The organism is Psychroserpens citreus (genome assembly GCF_055686305.1).
This window is the reverse complement of the sequence record NZ_CM145999.1, coordinates 2,800,487-2,820,365: the sequence shown is the minus strand read 5'-3', so window position 1 is coordinate 2,820,365 and position 19,879 is coordinate 2,800,487. Positions and strand designations below refer to the sequence as shown.

At 36.7% G+C, this 19,879-nt stretch carries 7 protein-coding genes; 4 read left to right on the top strand and 3 right to left on the bottom strand.

From position 1 onward, the window contains the following. Positions 1 to 108 precede the first annotated feature (108 nt). A complete protein-coding gene (locus ACTU6T_RS12665) occupies positions 109 to 9,642 on the bottom strand; it encodes a LamG-like jellyroll fold domain-containing protein (RefSeq protein WP_460218562.1) in 9,534 nt (3,177 codons plus the stop codon). 230 nt (positions 9,643 to 9,872) lie between these two features. Beyond that, a complete protein-coding gene (locus ACTU6T_RS12660) occupies positions 9,873 to 11,279 on the bottom strand; it encodes an MATE family efflux transporter (RefSeq protein WP_460218561.1) in 1,407 nt (468 codons plus the stop codon). Between the two features lie 303 nt (positions 11,280 to 11,582). Here ACTU6T_RS12660 and ACTU6T_RS12655 point away from each other — a divergent pair, with 303 nt between their 5' ends. From ACTU6T_RS12655 to ACTU6T_RS12640, 4 genes are all read left to right on the top strand, one after another. After that, positions 11,583 to 12,248 (top strand): HAD family hydrolase, encoded by a 666-nt coding sequence (locus ACTU6T_RS12655; protein WP_460218560.1) that lies wholly within the window; start codon positions 11,583 to 11,585, stop codon positions 12,246 to 12,248. Positions 12,249 to 12,461: 213 nt separating this feature from the next. Then, a complete protein-coding gene (locus tag ACTU6T_RS12650; RefSeq protein ID WP_460218559.1) occupies positions 12,462 to 14,756 on the top strand; it encodes a hypothetical protein in 2,295 nt (764 codons plus the stop codon). 4 nt (positions 14,757 to 14,760) lie between these two features. Beyond that, entirely contained in the window at positions 14,761 to 15,873 is a 1,113-nt protein-coding gene (locus ACTU6T_RS12645) for a hypothetical protein (RefSeq protein ID WP_460218558.1), read from the top strand. Positions 15,874 to 16,092: 219 nt separating this feature from the next. Continuing rightward, a complete protein-coding gene (locus tag ACTU6T_RS12640) occupies positions 16,093 to 16,380 on the top strand; it encodes a DUF2188 domain-containing protein (protein WP_460218557.1) in 288 nt (95 codons plus the stop codon). 24 nt (positions 16,381 to 16,404) lie between these two features. On the opposite strand, the gene ACTU6T_RS12635 is transcribed toward ACTU6T_RS12640, so the two are convergent. Continuing rightward, entirely contained in the window at positions 16,405 to 19,872 is a 3,468-nt protein-coding gene (locus tag ACTU6T_RS12635) for a CHAT domain-containing protein (protein ID WP_460218556.1), read from the bottom strand. Positions 19,873 to 19,879 lie beyond the last annotated feature (7 nt).

The following is a 19,879-nucleotide window of genomic DNA, read 5'->3' as shown; positions in this document are numbered from 1 at the left end:
ATTATTTAGTTAAGCGCTAATGTAAAACTAAAAATTAAAAAAATCCACAAAATGCATATTTTTTCGATGAAATGCATCGTGTGGATCAATTTTATATAGGTTAAAATTTTATTCTTTCATGATAACCTTAACACTATGTGTTGCATTTTGAGTACTTACTTTAATAATATATGTACCTTCTGAAATAGATTTTACAGGAATCCTAATTGCTCCTTCAAGCTCAAAGTCTTGTGTATTATCCCAGTCTTGAATCTCTTGACCAAGTAAGTTAATAAGCTGGATTCGTTCAACATCTGAAATATTAGGCATTCTCACATAAATCTCCTGAGTTGAGTTTAAATAGTTAATGATGGTATTACTAAATTCCTCATCTGTTGTTGACAATGCATCTTCAGAAGAAAATGTAACATAAAAACGGTCTAAATATACATCTGCATCTAAAGCAATTTCAAAAGCTTCTGAATTAATTTCAAAATACGTATCTAAAAGAGCATCATGAATATAAACATTGATTGGCTCTTCAAAATTCTCTATGGCTTTTAATGAAATTGACACGTTGCTTGTACCATCAACAAATAATGACAATGGATACTGCTTATCCATATCAAAAACTCCAACACCTTGCGTTGTATAATTTCCATCGTCTATTCTCCAGAACATATCATTAGGAAACTCAGAATCTGTATCTTCGGCATCATAACCATAGTCAAAACCATCAGTAGCTTCTCCATTAGGCGTAAAGGCCAATAACAACGGACGAACAACAGCATCAGTACTAAAATCTATTCGTACGCGTAGCATTTCTGAATTTGGATCTTCCTGAGCTGAATACATGTTAGGATTACTCGTTCTAAAAAATTGTGAACTCGCTACTGTTTCTCTTTGGAAAACGCGCTGACTATTTTTAAACTGAATACTTCCTCCAGTACTACTTGCTGTTACAAAGAATCCTTGTGACACTGGTATATATTGACCAGGTAACTTTGTAGGCGTACCATTTCCACTAACTAGTGGTGGCGACACCGCTGGATTTCCTCCAGATAAATTAAAGGTTGCATAACCGCCTTCATAGTCTTCCAATATATGTGTGAAATTAGAAGTATAATGCTCCCAGAAATATAAGGTACCATCGGTACTTTGTGTGGATCCTGGGTTTCCTTGTGCGCCAGGTAAATTATCTCTAATAAACTGGTCGGCATCTATTGCAGAAGCATATGGATTACCTATTAGAGCTTGATTACCAATTGTAATTGGTGTTGTTATAGTTCCATTGTTAGGTTTTCCAACAAATACATAATTTTGAACATCGGTTACAGGATCACCTACACCACTACCTTTCATGGTATAACTTAATCCACTAGCAATAGCATCGGTTTGATTAATATCTCTCCAAGCTGCATAGACATCTTCAGGATAATTTTCATAAGCAAACAACCAATAACTACTCAATGTTATAGGAGTTGTGCTTCCATTTGCATCATGCGCACCTGTCCATTGAAATGCTAAAGGTGTTGCAGAATTACTTCCATCTCGCATAATACCATTAATACTGTAATCATTATTATTAGATGTTGCATTCACTGGTCCAACTGGAGAACTCCAATAGTTATAGTTATAAAGATTTGTAGTTCCTTGTTGGTCGCGTTCTAACTTTCCTGCACTAGTCACATCCAAGATACTGCCTTCATCTTGTAGTAATTGTGATTCACCAAATAAATCAATATCACCATCCAGTTTCAAATAATGGGTGACACGCAAGGACTGACCATCATTAGTTTCATCTTGAGCCGTTGCTGGATCTTTAATATCCAATGTTTTATTTGGAGTATCAGAAATAAGACCAAGAACTGTAATGTCTTTATCTCCTGAATTGATATCATGTGAGGTTTGTACAATATTCCAATCAATTGGTGTTGCTCCATCTACACCTATACTATTAGGCGCATCCCAAACATTAAAGTTAGTCCATGTATTATCTGTAGCCCAATCTTGACCATCTACACGAGATGTATATGGTAATGGTGCTGTTTCTTGTTGCGAAGTATTTATATTTCGTAATCGACCTCTTACTCCTTTATAAGCGGTTAAATATCCACAGTTCACATCCATACGATAATAACCGTCTAAAGCTGTCCATGCCAATCCAGGAATATCTAAAGGCACAACTACACCTCGCACAGCTGTATTATCTTCAATTTCTTGATTCATCATTTGGCGTACTTGAGCTTCGGTTAAAGCCGTATTCCAAATACGCAATTCATCAATCCAACCATGATACAAGTTAGATACATTATTATTAGATCCATTATCATTATCAAGCGCTCCAATTAATGCCTCAACATTAACTGTTGTAGCTTGAGGCGCACTAATGCTTCCTGTAACAGTACCTACATTAACACCATCAATATATAAGACATATGCAGTACCATCAAAAGTTACAGCAACATGATACCAACGAGAGGTGTCAATAGCATATTGAGACGCAATGGTACCATTGCCTCCAGAACTATACCAACTATATTTTACGATACCATTTTCAATATACAAGGCATAACCGCTTGAGTTATCTGATGCATTTTTCTTAGAAAAAATAGTATGATTTCCTGTTGTAGTTATTGGTTTTACCCAATTCTCAATACTAAATGCAGAATTTAATGCATAATTATCTTTTAAGGTTACAAAATCATCAGCTCCATCGAAATTTATATCGGAACAATTATTGATTGTAATTCTTACAGTATCTGAACAGTTATTTTGCAATGTCCAAGTGAGGTCATAAACCCCTGGAGGAGCAGTAAACGATGCTCTTGGATCACCATCACCTGAAAACGTAGGTGTAAATGTAGAACAACTTTGAGATACTATTGCATAAGACCAAGTCCCTGTCATTCCAGTACCTGGATAGTTTGTAGGATATGTATCATCTGCAGTATTGCCTGGGGTACCATTATCATCAACTGGTGGAGCTGTAAACAGAGGTGTTCCAGGGTTTCCTGGCTGGTCTGGCATTACATTATTCCAAAACGCTAAATTCTCATTAGCTGTTATAGTATTGTCATAAGCTCTTAAATCTATAGTAGACTGACCACACTCAGCAGAGGTTGGTGAAAAATCTATACCTGCATAGGCAAGGCTAGCATCAATCGTCACAAACTCTGTTCCGTCATCTGTATTTAATCGACATCCATTTACAAGAGAAGTCACACCATAAATTTGAGTACCTGGCGTTACAGGAATCACACTTACAGTAGATCCAGTAGCAACGACATTTCCATTCTCATCAGTCCATTCTAATTCTTCATCAATTGGAGCATAAGGAACGCGTATCCCATCTAAAGCCCATGAACTTCTTACATTACGAGTAATACTTCCACAAGGCTGGGTTCCACTTTGATCTATAAATGTATCTGAGCATTGGCCTCCAGCAACACCAAAAAATGAAAATCGAACTCTTAATGTTCCTTCATCTAAGTATGGTGTTAAATCAACAGATATAAATTCATACCCATCTTGTTCTGGGTCATAACTGTTACAATTATTTGGATTTCCACTAGGTCTGACTATCGTCATACCTGTATCACTTTGTCCACTATCAGAAAATAATAGTTCGGTATAAGTTACACCACCATCTAGAGATAATTCTATAGCTAAACTTGCTCCAGCACATAAGTAATAGGCTTGATAAAACTCAAATCTAGCATCAGCAGCATCCATCCCTATGGTACTAAATACTGGTGTTTCTAATACAGAATCAACAGCGCCATAAACAGCAGCAAATTTTGAGCCTTCTTGTGGGTAATGTCTAATGCCTGCTAATTCTTTTGTTTGAGCCACCTCTTTCCACGTACCTTGAGCTGTATTATTACCAGAAGCAGGTATATCATTTGCAACCCCGTCTACAATCCAACCTTCTGGTTGAGCAGAATTAAAGAGTCCAGTATCACCAAATTGTTCACTATATTCAAAAAAGCTTTCAGCTTCAATTGTATATTCTGGAGGAAAACATCCATTATTACTGCTTACGCCTACAATAGTTGGAGGTTCATCAGGTGGAATAATTTGCAACATCGCTACTGCTGAATAAGCGATACAATTTCCAGACTGAATAACCGCTCTTACTAAAGTAGTTTCAGTAACATTCGCAATACTATGTTGTGTTGGGTTTCCTGCATTAATACCGTCATCAACCCAATCCCAAAATGCCGTTGTGGCATTATAGGTTGCAATTTCCCATCTTAAAATATTAGGGATCAAACTTGGATCTATTGTTAAATCAAAAATTGCACCTTGAACCGCTGGTGTTGGAGGGTCTGTCGTTAAATCATAAGGACAAAACGTAACCTCAATAAGGTCATCAGCAGGTTCTGGATTCACCACATCAATATAACCTTCGACAATTCCTGCAGCAATTGTTGGTGCCTCTATAACTACGGTAATACTACATGTATTTGTATTTCCATTGACATCGGTTATTGTTAATTGAACCGTATTTGTACCAATATCATCACAACCAAACGTCGTTTGTGCTAACACTAAAGTATCAATACCACAGGCATCTGAACCTGCATAAGCTGCACTAATTTGAGCTGGTGTAACTGTAACTTCTCCTGATACTGCATCTATTACTAATGGCCCAATTGAACCACAAACCGTATTATTAGCAATAGGATCAATATTATCTTCAACAGTAACTGTTGATGTGCATGTCGCTGTATTTCCATTAATATCCGTAACTGTTAGGGTTACTGTATTTGGTCCAACATCTGCACACGTAAAACTACTTGGATTAATTGAAATAGATTGAATTCCACAATTATCACTTGAACCGTTGTCAATATCAATAGCATTAATATTTGCATTACCCGACCCATCCAACTGAACTGTTAAATTTTGACAAACTGCAATTGGGTCAGTAACATCATCGATAATTACATCCTGTGTCTGTGTTGATGTGTTGCCATTACCATCATCATAAGTCCATGTGACTGTTGTCGTTGTACCTTCTCCTGAAATTGGAAGGGTTGCATTATTAGTCACTGTAACTGTTCCTCCACAGTTATCCGTTGCAGTTGGTGCTGTTAAACTAGTAACCTCACATTCTGCTGTGATATTTGGCAGGTTCGCTACATCTGGAACTGGTGCTGTAACATCATCAATGATCACATCCTGTGTCTGTGTTGATGTGTTGCCATTACCATCATCATAGGTCCATGTAACTGTTGTGGTTGTACCTTCTCCTGAAATTGGAAGGGTTGCATCATGGCTAACCGTTACTGTTCCGCCACAGTTATCTGTTGCGCTTGGTGCTGTTAAACTGGTTACCTCACATTCTGCTGTAATATCTGATAGGTTTGCCACATCTGGAACTGGTGCTGTAACATCATCGATAATTACATCCTGTGTCTGTGTTGATGTATTTCCATTACCATCATCATAAGTCCATGTGACTGTTGTGGTTGTACCTTCTCCTGAAATTGGAAGCGTTGCATCATGGCTAACCGTGACTGTACCACCACAATTATCCGTTGCACTTGGTGCTGTTAAACTAGTAACCTCACATTCTGCTGTGATATCTGATAGGTTCGCTACATCTGGAACTGGTGCTGTAACATCATCAATGATCACATCCTGTGTTTGTGTTGATGTATTTCCATTACCATCATCATAAGTCCATGTAACTGTTGTGGTTGTACCTTCTCCTGAAATTGGAAGGGTTGCATCATGGCTAACCGTGACTGTACCACCACAATTATCCGTTGCACTTGGTGCTGTTAAACTAGTAACCTCACACTCTGCTGTGATATCTGATAGGTTTGCGACATCTGGAACTGGTGCTGTAACATCATCAATGATCACATCCTGTGTTTGTGTGGATGTATTTCCATTACCATCATCATAGGTCCATGTAACTGTTGTGGTTGTACCTTCTCCTGAAATTGGAAGGGTTGCATCATGGCTAACCGTTACTGTTCCGCCACAGTTATCCGTTGCAGTTGGAGCTGTTAAACTTGTCACCTCACACTCTGCTGTGATATCTGATAAGTTTGCCACATCTGGAACTGGTGCTGTAACATCATCAATGATCACATCCTGTGTCTGTGTTGATGTGTTGCCATTACCATCATCATAAGTCCATGTCACTGTTGTGGTTGTACCTTCTCCTGAAATTGGAAGCGTTGCATCATGGCTAACCGTTACTGTTCCGCCACAATTATCTGTTGCACTTGGTGCTGTTAAACTAGTCACCTCACACTCTGCTGTGATATCTGATAAGTTTGCCACATCTGGAACTGGTGCTGTAACATCATCAATGATCACATCCTGTGTCTGTGTTGATGTGTTGCCATTACCATCATCATAAGTCCATGTAACTGTTGTGGTTGTACCTTCTCCTGAAATTGGAAGGGTTGCATCATGGCTAACCGTGACTGTTCCGCCACAATTATCGGTTGCACTTGGAGCTGTTAAACTTGTTACCTCACACTCTGCTGTGATATCTGATAGGTTCGCTACATCTGGAACTGGTGCTGTAACATCATCAATGATCACATCCTGTGTCTGTGTTGATGTGTTGCCATTACCATCATCATAAGTCCATGTAACTGTTGTGGTTGTACCTTCTCCTGAAATTGGAAGGGTTGCATCATGGCTAACCGTGACTGTTCCGCCACAATTATCCGTTGCAGTTGGAGCTGTTAAACTAGTCACCTCACACTCTGCTGTGATATCTGATAGGTTTGCCACATCTGGAACTGGTGCTGTAACATCATCAATGATCACATCCTGTGTCTGTGTTGATGTGTTGCCATTACCATCATCATAAGTCCATGTAACTGTTGTGGTTGTACCTTCTCCTGAAATTGGAAGCGTTGCATCATGGCTAACCGTGACTGTTCCGCCACAATTATCGGTTGCAGTTGGAGCTGTTAAACTTGTCACCTCACACTCTGCTGTGATATCTGATAAGTTTGCGACATCTGGAACTGGTGCTGTAACATCATCAATGATCACATCCTGTGTCTGTGTTGATGTATTTCCATTACCATCATCATAAGTCCATGTAACTGTTGTGGTTGTACCTTCTCCTGAAATTGGAAGCGTTGCATCATGGCTAACCGTGACTGTTCCGCCACAATTATCGGTTGCACTTGGAGCTGTTAAACTTGTTACCTCACACTCTGCTGTGATATCTGATAGGTTTGCGACATCTGGAACTGGTGCTGTAACATCATCAATGATCACATCCTGTGTCTGTGTTGATGTATTGCCATTACCATCATCATAAGTCCATGTAACTGTTGTGGTTGTACCTTCTCCTGAAATTGGAAGCGTTGCATCATGGCTAACCGTGACTGTACCACCACAATTATCGGTTGCACTTGGAGCTGTTAAACTTGTTACCTCACACTCTGCTGTGATATCTGATAGGTTTGCGACATCTGGAACTGGTGCTGTAACATCATCAATGATCACATCCTGTGTTTGTGTGGATGTATTTCCATTACCATCATCATAGGTCCATGTAACTGTTGTGGTTGTACCTTCTCCTGAAATTGGAAGCGTTGCATCATGGCTAACCGTGACTGTTCCGCCACAATTATCCGTTGCACTTGGAGCTGTTAAACTAGTAACCTCACACTCTGCTGTGATATCTGATAGGTTTGCGACATCTGGAACTGGTGCTGTAACATCATCAATGATCACATCCTGTGTTTGTGTTGATGTGTTGCCATTACCATCATCATAAGTCCATGTAACTGTTGTGGTTGTACCTTCTCCTGAAATTGGAAGCGTTGCATCATGGCTAACCGTGACTGTTCCGCCACAATTATCGGTTGCAGTTGGAGCTGTTAAACTTGTCACCTCACACTCTGCTGTGATATCTGATAGGTTTGCGACATCTGGAACTGGTGCTGTAACATCATCAATGATCACATCCTGTGTTTGTGTTGATGTGTTGCCATTACCATCATCATAGGTCCATGTAACTGTTGTGGTTGTACCTTCTCCTGAAATTGGAAGGGTTGCATCATGGCTAACCGTGACTGTTCCGCCACAATTATCGGTTGCAGTTGGAGCTGTTAAACTTGTTACCTCACACTCTGCTGTGATATCTGATAGGTTTGCGACATCTGGAACTGGTGCTGTAACATCATCAATGATCACATCCTGTGTCTGTGTTGATGTATTTCCATTACCATCATCATAAGTCCATGTAACTGTTGTGGTTGTACCTTCTCCTGAAATTGGAAGCGTTGCATCATGGCTAACCGTGACTGTTCCGCCACAATTATCGGTTGCACTTGGAGCTGTTAAACTTGTTACCTCACACTCTGCTGTGATATCTGATAGGTTTGCGACATCTGGAACTGGTGCTGTAACATCATCGATAATTACATCCTGTGTCTGTGTTGATGTATTTCCATTACCATCATCATAAGTCCATGTGACTGTTGTGGTTGTACCTTCTCCTGAAATTGGAAGCGTTGCATCATGGCTAACCGTGACTGTACCACCACAATTATCCGTTGCACTTGGTGCTGTTAAACTAGTAACCTCACATTCTGCTGTGATATCTGATAGGTTCGCTACATCTGGAACTGGTGCTGTAACATCATCAATGATCACATCCTGTGTTTGTGTTGATGTATTTCCATTACCATCATCATAGGTCCATGTAACTGTTGTGGTTGTACCTTCTCCTGAAATTGGAAGCGTTGCATCATGGCTAACCGTGACTGTGCCTCCACAGTTATCCGTTGCAGTTGGCGCTGTTAAACTAGTAACCTCACACTCTGCTGTGATATCTGATAGGTTCGCTACATCTGGAACTGGTGCTGTAACATCATCAATAATTACATCCTGTGTTTGTGTTGATGTATTGCCATTACCATCATCATAGGTCCATGTAACTGTTGTGGTTGTACCTTCTCCTGAAATTGGAAGGGTTGCATCATGGCTAACCGTTACTGTTCCGCCACAGTTATCTGTTGCGCTTGGTGCTGTTAAACTAGTAACCTCACATTCTGCTGTGATATCTGATAGGTTCGCTACATCTGGAACTGGTGCTGTATTATCCACAACATTAAAAGTTGCTCGATAATTTGCGCCACCATTATTAGCAAAATGAGTCCCAGATACGCCTCCACCTAAAGTAAGTTCATAATCAGCTGTTGTGTATATTTCAATATAATAAGCTCCTGGAGCTAATCCAGAAACTACATTAATGTTAGCGCCTGCTTGTTCCCATGTCTGATTAATTCCTGCTGTAGGATTACAAATAGCAGTAGCACCATCATTACTTAAAAATGGCAAATTTACGCTTGATGTAAATGCTGGAGGAACATTCGCTGTTAAGTAAATGCGATAGTACAACACACCATCTAGGATGTTTTCTGTACCACATTTATATACTCTATTTTGAGCACCATTTAAAATTAATGATCCATTACAGGTAAAGTTTCCCAAGTTGGCACCTTGAAAATCTGGATTTCCAGTAGTGGCCTGTAAATCGTAATAAGTATTCCCTGAACCGCTATCTAGAATGGCATAGCTTTCAAAAATCCCTGATTGCGCATTAATAGTTACATTTCCGTAGAACAGAAATGCTAAAGCGAATAATATTAGACGTGCTCCTTTCATCGTTAATATTTTTTATAGGTTAAGACATAAATAATCATTCCTTTATTGCAAGGGAAATCATTATTCACGTAAATTTGGTACTAATTTTTGTGCTATTAATCAATGGATAGGGATACTCAAAAATAGGGTAAATCCAACATTATCAACAAATTAATCGGCAAACAGCGAATAAATACTTTTAACGTAAATTTCTTACTCCAAACCGCAATAAATATCTGTTAAAATGCTAATCAGACTTGTTTTAATTTCCAGTGGCCTTTTCTAAACCAAATAATAGCGATAATAGAGATTAATACTTCAGCAAGAACTATAGCTAAGAAGACGCCTATAGGTCCAAAATCAAAACTAATTGCCATAAGATATGCAAACGGCAATTGGAACAGCCAAAAACAAATAAAATTGATAACGGTTGGGGTTATGGTATCTCCTGCGCCATTAAAGGAATTAATGACCACCATACCATAAGCATAAAACACATACCCAGCTGCAATGACTCGCAAACACAGGCTTCCGTTATCGACTACATTGGGTTCTTGTGTAAACCAAGAAATAATTTCGGGTGCAAAAACAAGATATACAATGGAGACTAAGCCCATAAAATAAGCACAGTATTTTCCGGTTTTCCATACAGATTGCTCGGCACGTTTTGGCTGTTTAGCGCCTAGGTTTTGACCCACTAATGTTGCCGCGGCATTGCTCATTCCCCACGCTGGCATAAAAGTAAACATCATCACACGAATGGCAATGGTATATCCAGCAAGGACTTCACTTCCAAATTCGCTCATAATACGCATTAAAATCACCCATGACGAGGTACCAATCAAGAATTGCCCAATACCTCCTAAAGAGACTTTAATCAGATTGAGCATAACACCAATTCTGAGGACGATATCTTTAAAACCAACTTTAATTTTACTCCAGCCATAGAACAATACTATAAGTTGAAAGACAACAGCCGAGCCTCTTCCAATGGTTGTGGCAATAGCTGCACCTTCTACGCCATAGGCAGGAATTGGTCCGAAACCAAAAATAAACATCGGATCTAGGATTATATTGAGTCCGTTAGAGACGATAAGTGTCCACATCGCTATAGATGCATCACCAGCACCGCGAAAAATGGCATTGATTAAAAACAGGAGCATGATGGTTACATTTCCGCCGAGAAGCACTTGAGTATATCCGTAACCTTCAGCAATGAGGTCAGGTTCACCTCCCATGAGTGCTAAAATTTCTTTTGGAAACAGGATACCAATTACACTGATAAATATGGATACAATGATACCTAAGAGTATCACCTGAACTGCTGCCTGAGAGGCGCCTTTATGATCTTTTTCACCAACGCGACGCGCTACAATTGCAGTAGCTGCCATGCTTAGTCCTATGGCTACAGCATACACTAATGTGACGACAGATTCTGTAAGTCCGATAGTAGCCACTGCATTCACACTCACTTGCGATACATAGAAGATATCGACAACAGCGAAAATGGATTCCATGAGCATTTCTAAGATCATTGGTATTGACAGCATAAAAACGGCCTTCCGAATGCTTCCTTTGGTGAACTCTTGCTCTTTACCTGAAACAGCCTGTTTGAGGTAGTAAAAAAAAGTTGAAATTGATCTATTTGATTTTGACATGATTGTTATTATAAAATATAGGTATAACCATAAGCGAAATGCTAATGGTTCGTTTTGAAAATCACGTGTTATTGTGATGTATCGCGAAGTTTGGGCTTATACAATCATGATATAAAGGTGCGGATTTATTTTTAGATTTCAAAATGACTAATGGTTAATCACTTTTCATTGCTATAAAAACAACAAGTTTTGACCAGTTCGTCGAACTTAACGACCAATCAACTAGAGTTCATGGATTTATGAGCAGAAAGTATTGACTCTCAAGTATTAAATACATATATTCGTGATGCTAATTAATTCAACATGTTTAAAGCCGCCTTATTTGATATGGACGGAGTCATTGTCGATTCTGAACCATTACATCATAAAGCCTACTACCAAATGTTTGCCGATATTAATATCGATGTCTCCGACGACCTATACGCCTCATTTACGGGTCAGTCAACTTTAGAGATTTGTAAACAACTCATTCGTCAATTTAAGTTGCCTTTAGGTCCGCAAACTTTAGTCGACATTAAGCGTCATCATTTCAAACAGTTGTTTGATACCGATACGTCTTTACACTTATTAGATGGCGTTTTAGATTTAATTAAAGACTATCATAGTCATGGTATGGCTTTGGTTCTTGCCTCTTCGGCTTCGATGCCTAATATCAATCGTATTTTTGAACGTTTTGATTTAGACCAGTATTTTGTTGCGAAGATTTCGGGAGCCGATTTAAAACGATCCAAGCCTCATCCAGAAATTTTTATAAAAGCCGCTGAACTTTCAGGTCACAATCCAAAAGACTGTTTTGTGATAGAAGATTCAACCAATGGCATTGCTGCTGCAAAAGCTGCTGGTATTTATTGCATAGGATATGACAGTTTACATAGCGAAGACCAAGATTATACAAAGGCCGATATGGTAGTGTCAGAGTTCTCATCAATTCGTTATACGGCACTTGAAACCAAATTAACAGCTGTGTAATCAGAAAAATTTCTTATCTTTAAGTACTTCCAACTGAGTTTTACTCTATTTGGATTAGTTAAGATTGTTGACACCATCTGTTTTATGTTTTGTTGAGAACACATAAAACCTCTCCCTATTTAATTATTATAGCATCCTACCCATTATTGGGTATGATTTGATATGTAAAGCTATTAGTATTTAAAGCCAATATATTAACTAAACCAACTTATTATGAAACGCTCATCGCTACTAATTTTAGTGTTTTTAATTTCATCAACACTGCTCTATTCACAAGACACAACATCTTCAACAATTCTCGGCACAAAGTATAGCTTAAGTTATGATGCTGCTAAGGAATTATTTGAAATCTGTCAAGTCAAAGATAAAAGCTCTAAATGCTATAAAGAGTCCATCGCAAAAACTAGTGAATTTGAATTTGTAAATGCACTTAGTTCGAATTTAAAAACTCAAGTGAACAAGTTCACGTTTAACATCCTAGGACAAGACAAAACGCTTCAAGATTTTAAGACTATCGATTATACAAAAGTCACGGTATACATTGATAGCTTAAATCTTGCTACTATAGGTAAAGAAATTCCTGTAAAATTTAAGGATGAACCAGAGGGTTTTCCTGAGTTTAAAATTAAAAAAGCTAATGACTCCATCTATGAATTGAGTCAGAAAGAACTATTAAAATCCTCCATTACAATAAAGTTCAATGATGTGGTTACTACCAAGTCTGATGAATTTAAAACTGAATTACAAAAAGAATTGGTCAAGATTAAAGATGGCATCGCCAAGCATTTTGTTCCAAAAATAAAAAAACAGTTTGACGATTTATTAGAAGAACTCTATACCGAATCTATTTCAAAAAATGAAAGCTACTCTTTTTTAACCTCACAGAAACTTAAGGACACAGATTCTACGTCTGCGTCGTTTAATTTTTTACTTCTCATCAATGACCAAATTCATTTAAAAGTTTACAAATCAACAGAAACTAAAGACGACGCTTCTAAATATGGTGCATTCGATATCTCAACTTCAGAAAATGAGTTTGTAAATGGTATGATTACACAACACAATGCCTTTGAAGATACAGCCCTCAACCGACAAACGCTTGGTAAAGTCTATCACATGATTACCACCAAAAAAGAAAGCAAAATTGTAGCCGATACAAAACAACAATTTGATAATGATTTGCAAAGTGAAATCGACAAGCAAGTGAATGCTAAAACTACTTACAGTGGAAAAATGGCACTCAATAGAAAAGTTCCATTATATCACAGAAAAATCAAATACGAAAAAGTAGTTGACTCTAATGGAAATGAGACAGGCGATTCCACTATAGTTTATACGAGAAATTGGTATTTGAAAAAGACACCTAAATACACACTAAAACCTGTAAAGAAATCTGAGCTTGAGTTAATAGTCGATTCGGTCAACGTTCATTTTTTCAATAATCGTGCGGACAACATCAGCATTGTAGGCCGTTTAAGTAAAGATTCAAATACCAAAACTAGAGTATTAACCAATAGACTATACAGTTTGCCATTACGAGAATTGAATAACCGTTCCCAAACCAATTCTTTTTTCCATGAAGACGGAACAGAATACACCTACTATTATGATGACGTATTAGATTATTTACCTTATAATAAATACAATTATGCCATAAAAAATGGCGAAATTAAAGTTAAAGCAGACCAGCCTACTAAAGTGAAAGAACGTAAAATTGGAGATTATTTTACAGGTATTTTCTTTTCAGATTTTCTAGGGCTAAACACTAATAACAGCAATAGTTTAATTGTTGCAGAAGGTCGGATTAGAATTCCATTTAATTTAAGAAATATTAAACGAGTTACTTGGTTTGATAATGTCACAGCCTATGCTTCAGTCAATCTTTTTAGTGGTTTTGAAAATAGTTCACGTAAGGTCACTTTAGACGATTCTTCAGATCCAGATGATACCTCAGACACTAATGCTGCCTTGTTCACCACCAATAATTTCAACCTTTTAAACAATAATAATATTGACGCAGGAATTCATATCACACCTTACACTTTTGAATGGAAAGGCGCTTCAACATTTGTGCATCTCAGATACGGTTTGCGCTTTTTAAGAACTGGTATTGAATATAACTTAAGAACACAGGATAGTACTGGAACTACCAGTAATGAATTGAAAGGCTTTCAAGTATTTTCTATCGGACAAGAAGCTGATATTAATTTTGAAATCAGACCGCAATCTAGTGTTGGCGCCGATTTATCCATTGGCTTAAACTGGTTTCGAGCTAACGGAACTAATAAAAATGACATCGATTTCTCTACAACCAACAACGCGCCAAATCTTAAAGCCGTCGCAAACATCTACTCCTTAACTAATTCTGATGAAAGCAATGCTGGTGTGTATTTTAGAATAGGCGGTCATTATAATTTAGGTAATTACAAGGTGTTTCCTCAGTTGATGGTTGGCTATGCTACCAACCTCAGTTCATTTGTAAATAAAGTTAAAAAAGAAAAAAAGTAAGCTTATGAATCATAGAACTTTTATCACTACTCTAGTGATGTTATGTATTTCAGCAATATTATTTAGCCAAAACGACACCTTAGTGCGTATTAGCAAGCAAGACTTTAAGACTTTAGAACATAAAAAAACCATCTACGATATCCTTCAGAAATCGTGGGTTGCTAATGAGTCGGTGTCCTACTTAGCGCCTCTACCTTATGTAAATTCGGTTGGAGACAGACGCATTCCGCTGCGAGAAGGTGAAAGTCGGAGTAGTAATTTTTATCTCATAGAAGCCAATATCAATTTGAGTTTTCCTTTATTCTTCGGAAAAAAAACGGGAGGACAAAATAGCAAGCGTAGCCGCATCACTTTTGATTATAATGGTACTTTCAGAATGACTCTAGATGAATCTAAACCCTTAACACCTGGGAGCAATAAAGTAGGGTTTTCGTGGTATTTCAACTTATATAACAACTATACAGGTTGGGCTTATGGAAGCGAGCAGACCCCAAGTAATCAGATGATTGATTCTAAACCAAATGATTTGAAATTTGTAAACCTGCTATTGCGAGCGCATCACTATAGTAACGGACAAGCCACAGGCTTCTATTATACACCAGACGACACCAATCCGTCGGAGTTTAGAAACTCCTATCTCGATGGTGACTTTTCAACCAACTACCTCATACTCCAATTGACCTATGGAAAATTTAATAAAGGGATTAGCTCCTTACATCAAACCAGTTTGGGGTATCGTTATGATTTTGGTGACGATACGAGTGTTCTTGCTTACTCCAAAGAACAAGACGGCACTTATGGCAGACATCGACTTTTAGGACTCTATGATTTTAGAACCAAGAAATTTAGTGAAGGCTACGAATTACACTTCAGGTCGGAATTGGGTTATATTTTAGATGATTTAGATGTGTTTAGAGCCAACCTTACCAACGACACCAAAAAATACCGTTTTAGTGGGAGAGCCTTATTAGAAATTGCTCCTCAAAACCATCGTGCTATTGGCTACTTTATATCAGCATATTATGGTAGAGACTACTTAAACATTAGATATGATGATATCATCTATAGCATCCAAGGTGGGATTACCTTAAGTTTAGATAAATTTATATTTAATTAAGGTAAATCATGACCGACACGTATCATCAAAAGGCTTTAAACTTAGGGCTAGATTTTTTGATTAGCTCATGTCAATTTCATTTATTAAAAATGTATTCGTGAATCTCGTACCTCGATTTCTTTTTTATCAATGAAAAAAGTACTGAGATCATGGCTTTACATCCAAAAATCAATGTGATTTAGTACTTTTACGCTAACAACAGAGAACACCAACAAACCTATGCCCAAAACCAATACCCTAACCAAAGACATCCAAAACCTAATCCACGCCATATTAAAAGCCTTAGGTTACGACGTCAAACGCAAACGTACGTGGCACCAGCATGTGGTGCCTTACGATAACGGTTGGGCAGTACGACGTGAAGGCAACAAACGTATCACCTCCAAACACCGTAAACAAAGTACTGCGATAAATAAGGCAAAAGTATTGGCGAAGCGCTACAAAGCCGATGTGATTATACATCGAGAAAGCGGAGGTATTCGGGATCGGGTGAGTTATAGGGATTAACGATATCTTGATAAGAGATATTATTTAGTTAATAAGGACAAATGCTGCCCAATAATATGGATTTGGATATTTTGCTTTAATCTTATTCTGTGTTCTAAAATAGGCATCTTGAATAGATTTTTTTTGCTCAATTAAGTTATTATAAAATTCAACCATATATTCTTGAGTAACATTATCGTCAACCTTCCAAAGTGACACTAATAGTTTTTGCGCTCCTGCCATTTTCAAACCTCTTTGTAAGCCAAATACACCTTCGTTACTTTGAGATTCACCTAATCCAGTTTCGCAAGCAGACATTACTGCAAGCTTCACATTTCTTAAATCTAATGTCGATATTTCGTTAGCAGTTAATATACCATCTTCTCTATTCTTAGTGATTTTATTACCATATTTCCAAAAGTAATTGGCTTCAGCTAAAGCTAAGCCAGATCTATTCATCGGATTACTCTGTTGATTTAAAAACCCAGAACCAATTAAATCAGTTGCGAAAAATTCATCAGCTATGGGTTCTAAATAAAACGCATGCGTGCCAATATGAATAATATCAGGTTTTTCATTACTAGCAATAATTAGATTCTCTTCTGAAGCCTTTTTTTGTATAAAAGTGGTATAATGAATCGCATTTTGTTCCAATATCCTTTCTATTTGTTCAATTTCTTTTTTTGTACCAGGTAATTTTTTAAAATCTGAACCTCTATTATATCGAATAGCTGCATCATCACCTCTTATTTCAGAAGGTTTCTGCGTAGAATTATATTCAATATCACCAAACAGTGCAGCTTTATCAAACTTCGCAACGCTATTAAAATTGACAATATCTTTTGTACTTCCTAGTTGAATTAATTTTTGCGGCGTACGAAGTTCTGTGTTAGAAAAAGGCGTAACAAGTGCCGAAAACGAAAAATTATGCAAGATTCCAGATGGTGAAAAATATATGGTTTGCGCTTTATTTATATATGTTTCAAGTGGCCGCCATATGAGATTATACATAGTTGTATTATTTGCTTCATATAATTCTGTGATTGCAGATTTCGTAGTCCCCGTTTTTGAAACTATTGGATTAACAATATCAGTAAGTTCTCTTTCGGAACATAGGCTTATAAATAATGGAAACTGTGCCTCTTTCAGTAAAATAAATGCACCATACATCACATCATCTTGATTTTGTAAATACCTATATGGTTTAAAGCTTACAAACTCAATCGCAGCTTCTCCAAGTTTAAGGTTCTTTTGAACATCGGTCCACTCAATTTTAGAATTTTCAAACAACTGTACTATTTGCTTCTTTCCTCTAATAATAATTTCTTTTTCAAAAGCACGTGAATGATCTATTAATGAATCTCTGTTTACAACATCAATTTCCTTTAATTGATTATTAACGTCAGTTAATTTAGTATTTATGGCTTTCAACTCTGGAATATCATTAATAGACGCATTATTTCTGATGGTCTCTGAAGTATTTAACAATAGTTCTTTAGACAATAAGGCATAATCATATCCAAAACCAATTAAATCATCAGCATTCGATTTATTTTGAGATAGATAATAAAACAAGGTATTGGGTCCATGAACATTTTGAGAGTTTACATTTGCTCTTTTATATTCATTAACATTAAGTAAGGATTCAAAAAATGGCGTTCTAAACTTTTTAGCAAAGGATCGCATATTTTTTTCAGACTTTACCATTTTGTTCCAGTTAGCATATAATATACCCATATCGGCATACAAAGTAATAAGAATATAATTAGATTGGTTTACAAATTCTGTATCAGACTGGTAGCCTTCTAAAGCGATAAGAAATTCATTTTCTGCTTTATCAAATATATTTAAAGCCAAATATGTTTTTCCCAGTTGATGATGTGCATAACTATTAGCATAATCATAACCATAGTCTTCTTCATTAGGCTCTAGATAATCAAGATACTTTTTTTGCCAAAGTAAAGCTTTATCAAATGCTCCCATTTCATAATAAATTTGCCCTATAAAACTATAGCTTGACATCATATTTTCATCGATGTCGTCAAGAATATCTGTATCTTCATAATATTCTAAAGCCTTTTTAAAATTTCGCTGCTGAAAATATAATGTAGCGTAATAAACTTTTGAACTATTAAGTACTTCTGAAAGTATCTTTTCTGAAGGCTGTTTATTATAGAATTCCATTGCCTTATCAATGCTAACCAAAGCTTTTTCAAAATCATTTAACTGACTATGAACTGAATATAGGTTTAAATAAATATAGTAATTGAGTTCACAATAGGATGCCCAATCCTTAGCTTTTAAGTTAGATTGTTCAGCTTCAATTATTAATGCTTTAAGCGCAGCTTTATATTGATTATACATTTCGCTTGTTAGCAATATTGAAAGTTCTCCAAGCTTATTCATGAAGTACAAATAATCTTTACTGTTGGTAACTTGACTAACCTTTTCTTTAGACTCAGTTAATAGCTTTTGGTAACGTCCTTCATTCAATTCTATATCAAAAATATTCTGTTTAATACTAGCTATATTTTTCTCAAAGCGTTCTTTTAAGTTTATTTTATCACTCCTTTTAAGAATTGAATCTGACTGAATAAGAATCGATAATGCTTCTAGGTTAGACTTAGCTTCTATTAAAGCGTCTCTTTCTGGAATTACGCTATATCTCCTTGGGTTAAAGTAATCTGCTTTATGTTTATAATATTGCTTCGTAAATGACTCAAGATACTTTTGTTTTATGAGCGTATTTTCAAAATTATAAAGTAGAAGTTCATCAATTAAGCGTTTGTAGTCTTGTGCTGCTTTTAGATATCGTGGTTTATTTTCAGGATCTATTTCAAAAGACATTACAGAATTATCAATTGAAGACGCCATATTAGTAAAATAAAAGTCCAACTTATCTACATTACCTTTCATCATTGGCTTAATCCTATTGGCCTCGATATGAAGCATTTCAGAATAACCTTTATAATCAGCTTTACTAAGATATGTCATTCCTTCTTGAAGAACCACCAATTCATATTGACTAAAAATTTTGGGATTTTTAAGATTGTATTCATTGATAATGGAATATTTAAAAAATTTAAGGAGTGTCAAGGATTTATCATAGCGTTCTGCTTCTATATATATACCATTTTCGCTCAAAACAAGCATACTATAATACGAAAACACATCTATATTAAACATGTCATAAGAGTTCAAAATATGCTCCCTAATGCCTTTTACTAACTGAATTCCCTTATCAAATTGCTTCGTCCTTTTATAGATATCGGCTTCAATTATACTGATACTACAAAATGTCTCAAATGTATCTAACGAATTAGGTTGTTTTGACGCTTCAACTTTAGACTTCACCTTGTTCACATAAACCATGGCCTCGTCATATTTTTCATCATAACAAAGTGACCTTGCCTTTCTACTATCTTCATAAGTATCAAAAAACAATGTACTAGATTGGGCTTTCATTTCCAATGAAAACAGAACACATAGTATTAAAAGAGAATATCTTATCATGAGTTTA

Coding starts and splice junctions, on each gene's coding strand:
- ACTU6T_RS12665 (WP_460218562.1), bottom strand. CDS start 9,642: ATGAAAGGAGCACGTCTAATATTATTCGCTTTAGCATTTCTGTTCTAC.
- ACTU6T_RS12660 (WP_460218561.1), bottom strand. CDS start 11,279: ATGTCAAAATCAAATAGATCAATTTCAACTTTTTTTTACTACCTCAAA.
- ACTU6T_RS12655 (WP_460218560.1), top strand. CDS start 11,583: ATGTTTAAAGCCGCCTTATTTGATATGGACGGAGTCATTGTCGATTCT.
- ACTU6T_RS12650 (WP_460218559.1), top strand. CDS start 12,462: ATGAAACGCTCATCGCTACTAATTTTAGTGTTTTTAATTTCATCAACA.
- ACTU6T_RS12645 (WP_460218558.1), top strand. CDS start 14,761: ATGAATCATAGAACTTTTATCACTACTCTAGTGATGTTATGTATTTCA.
- ACTU6T_RS12640 (WP_460218557.1), top strand. CDS start 16,093: ATGCCCAAAACCAATACCCTAACCAAAGACATCCAAAACCTAATCCAC.
- ACTU6T_RS12635 (WP_460218556.1), bottom strand. CDS start 19,872: ATGATAAGATATTCTCTTTTAATACTATGTGTTCTGTTTTCATTGGAA.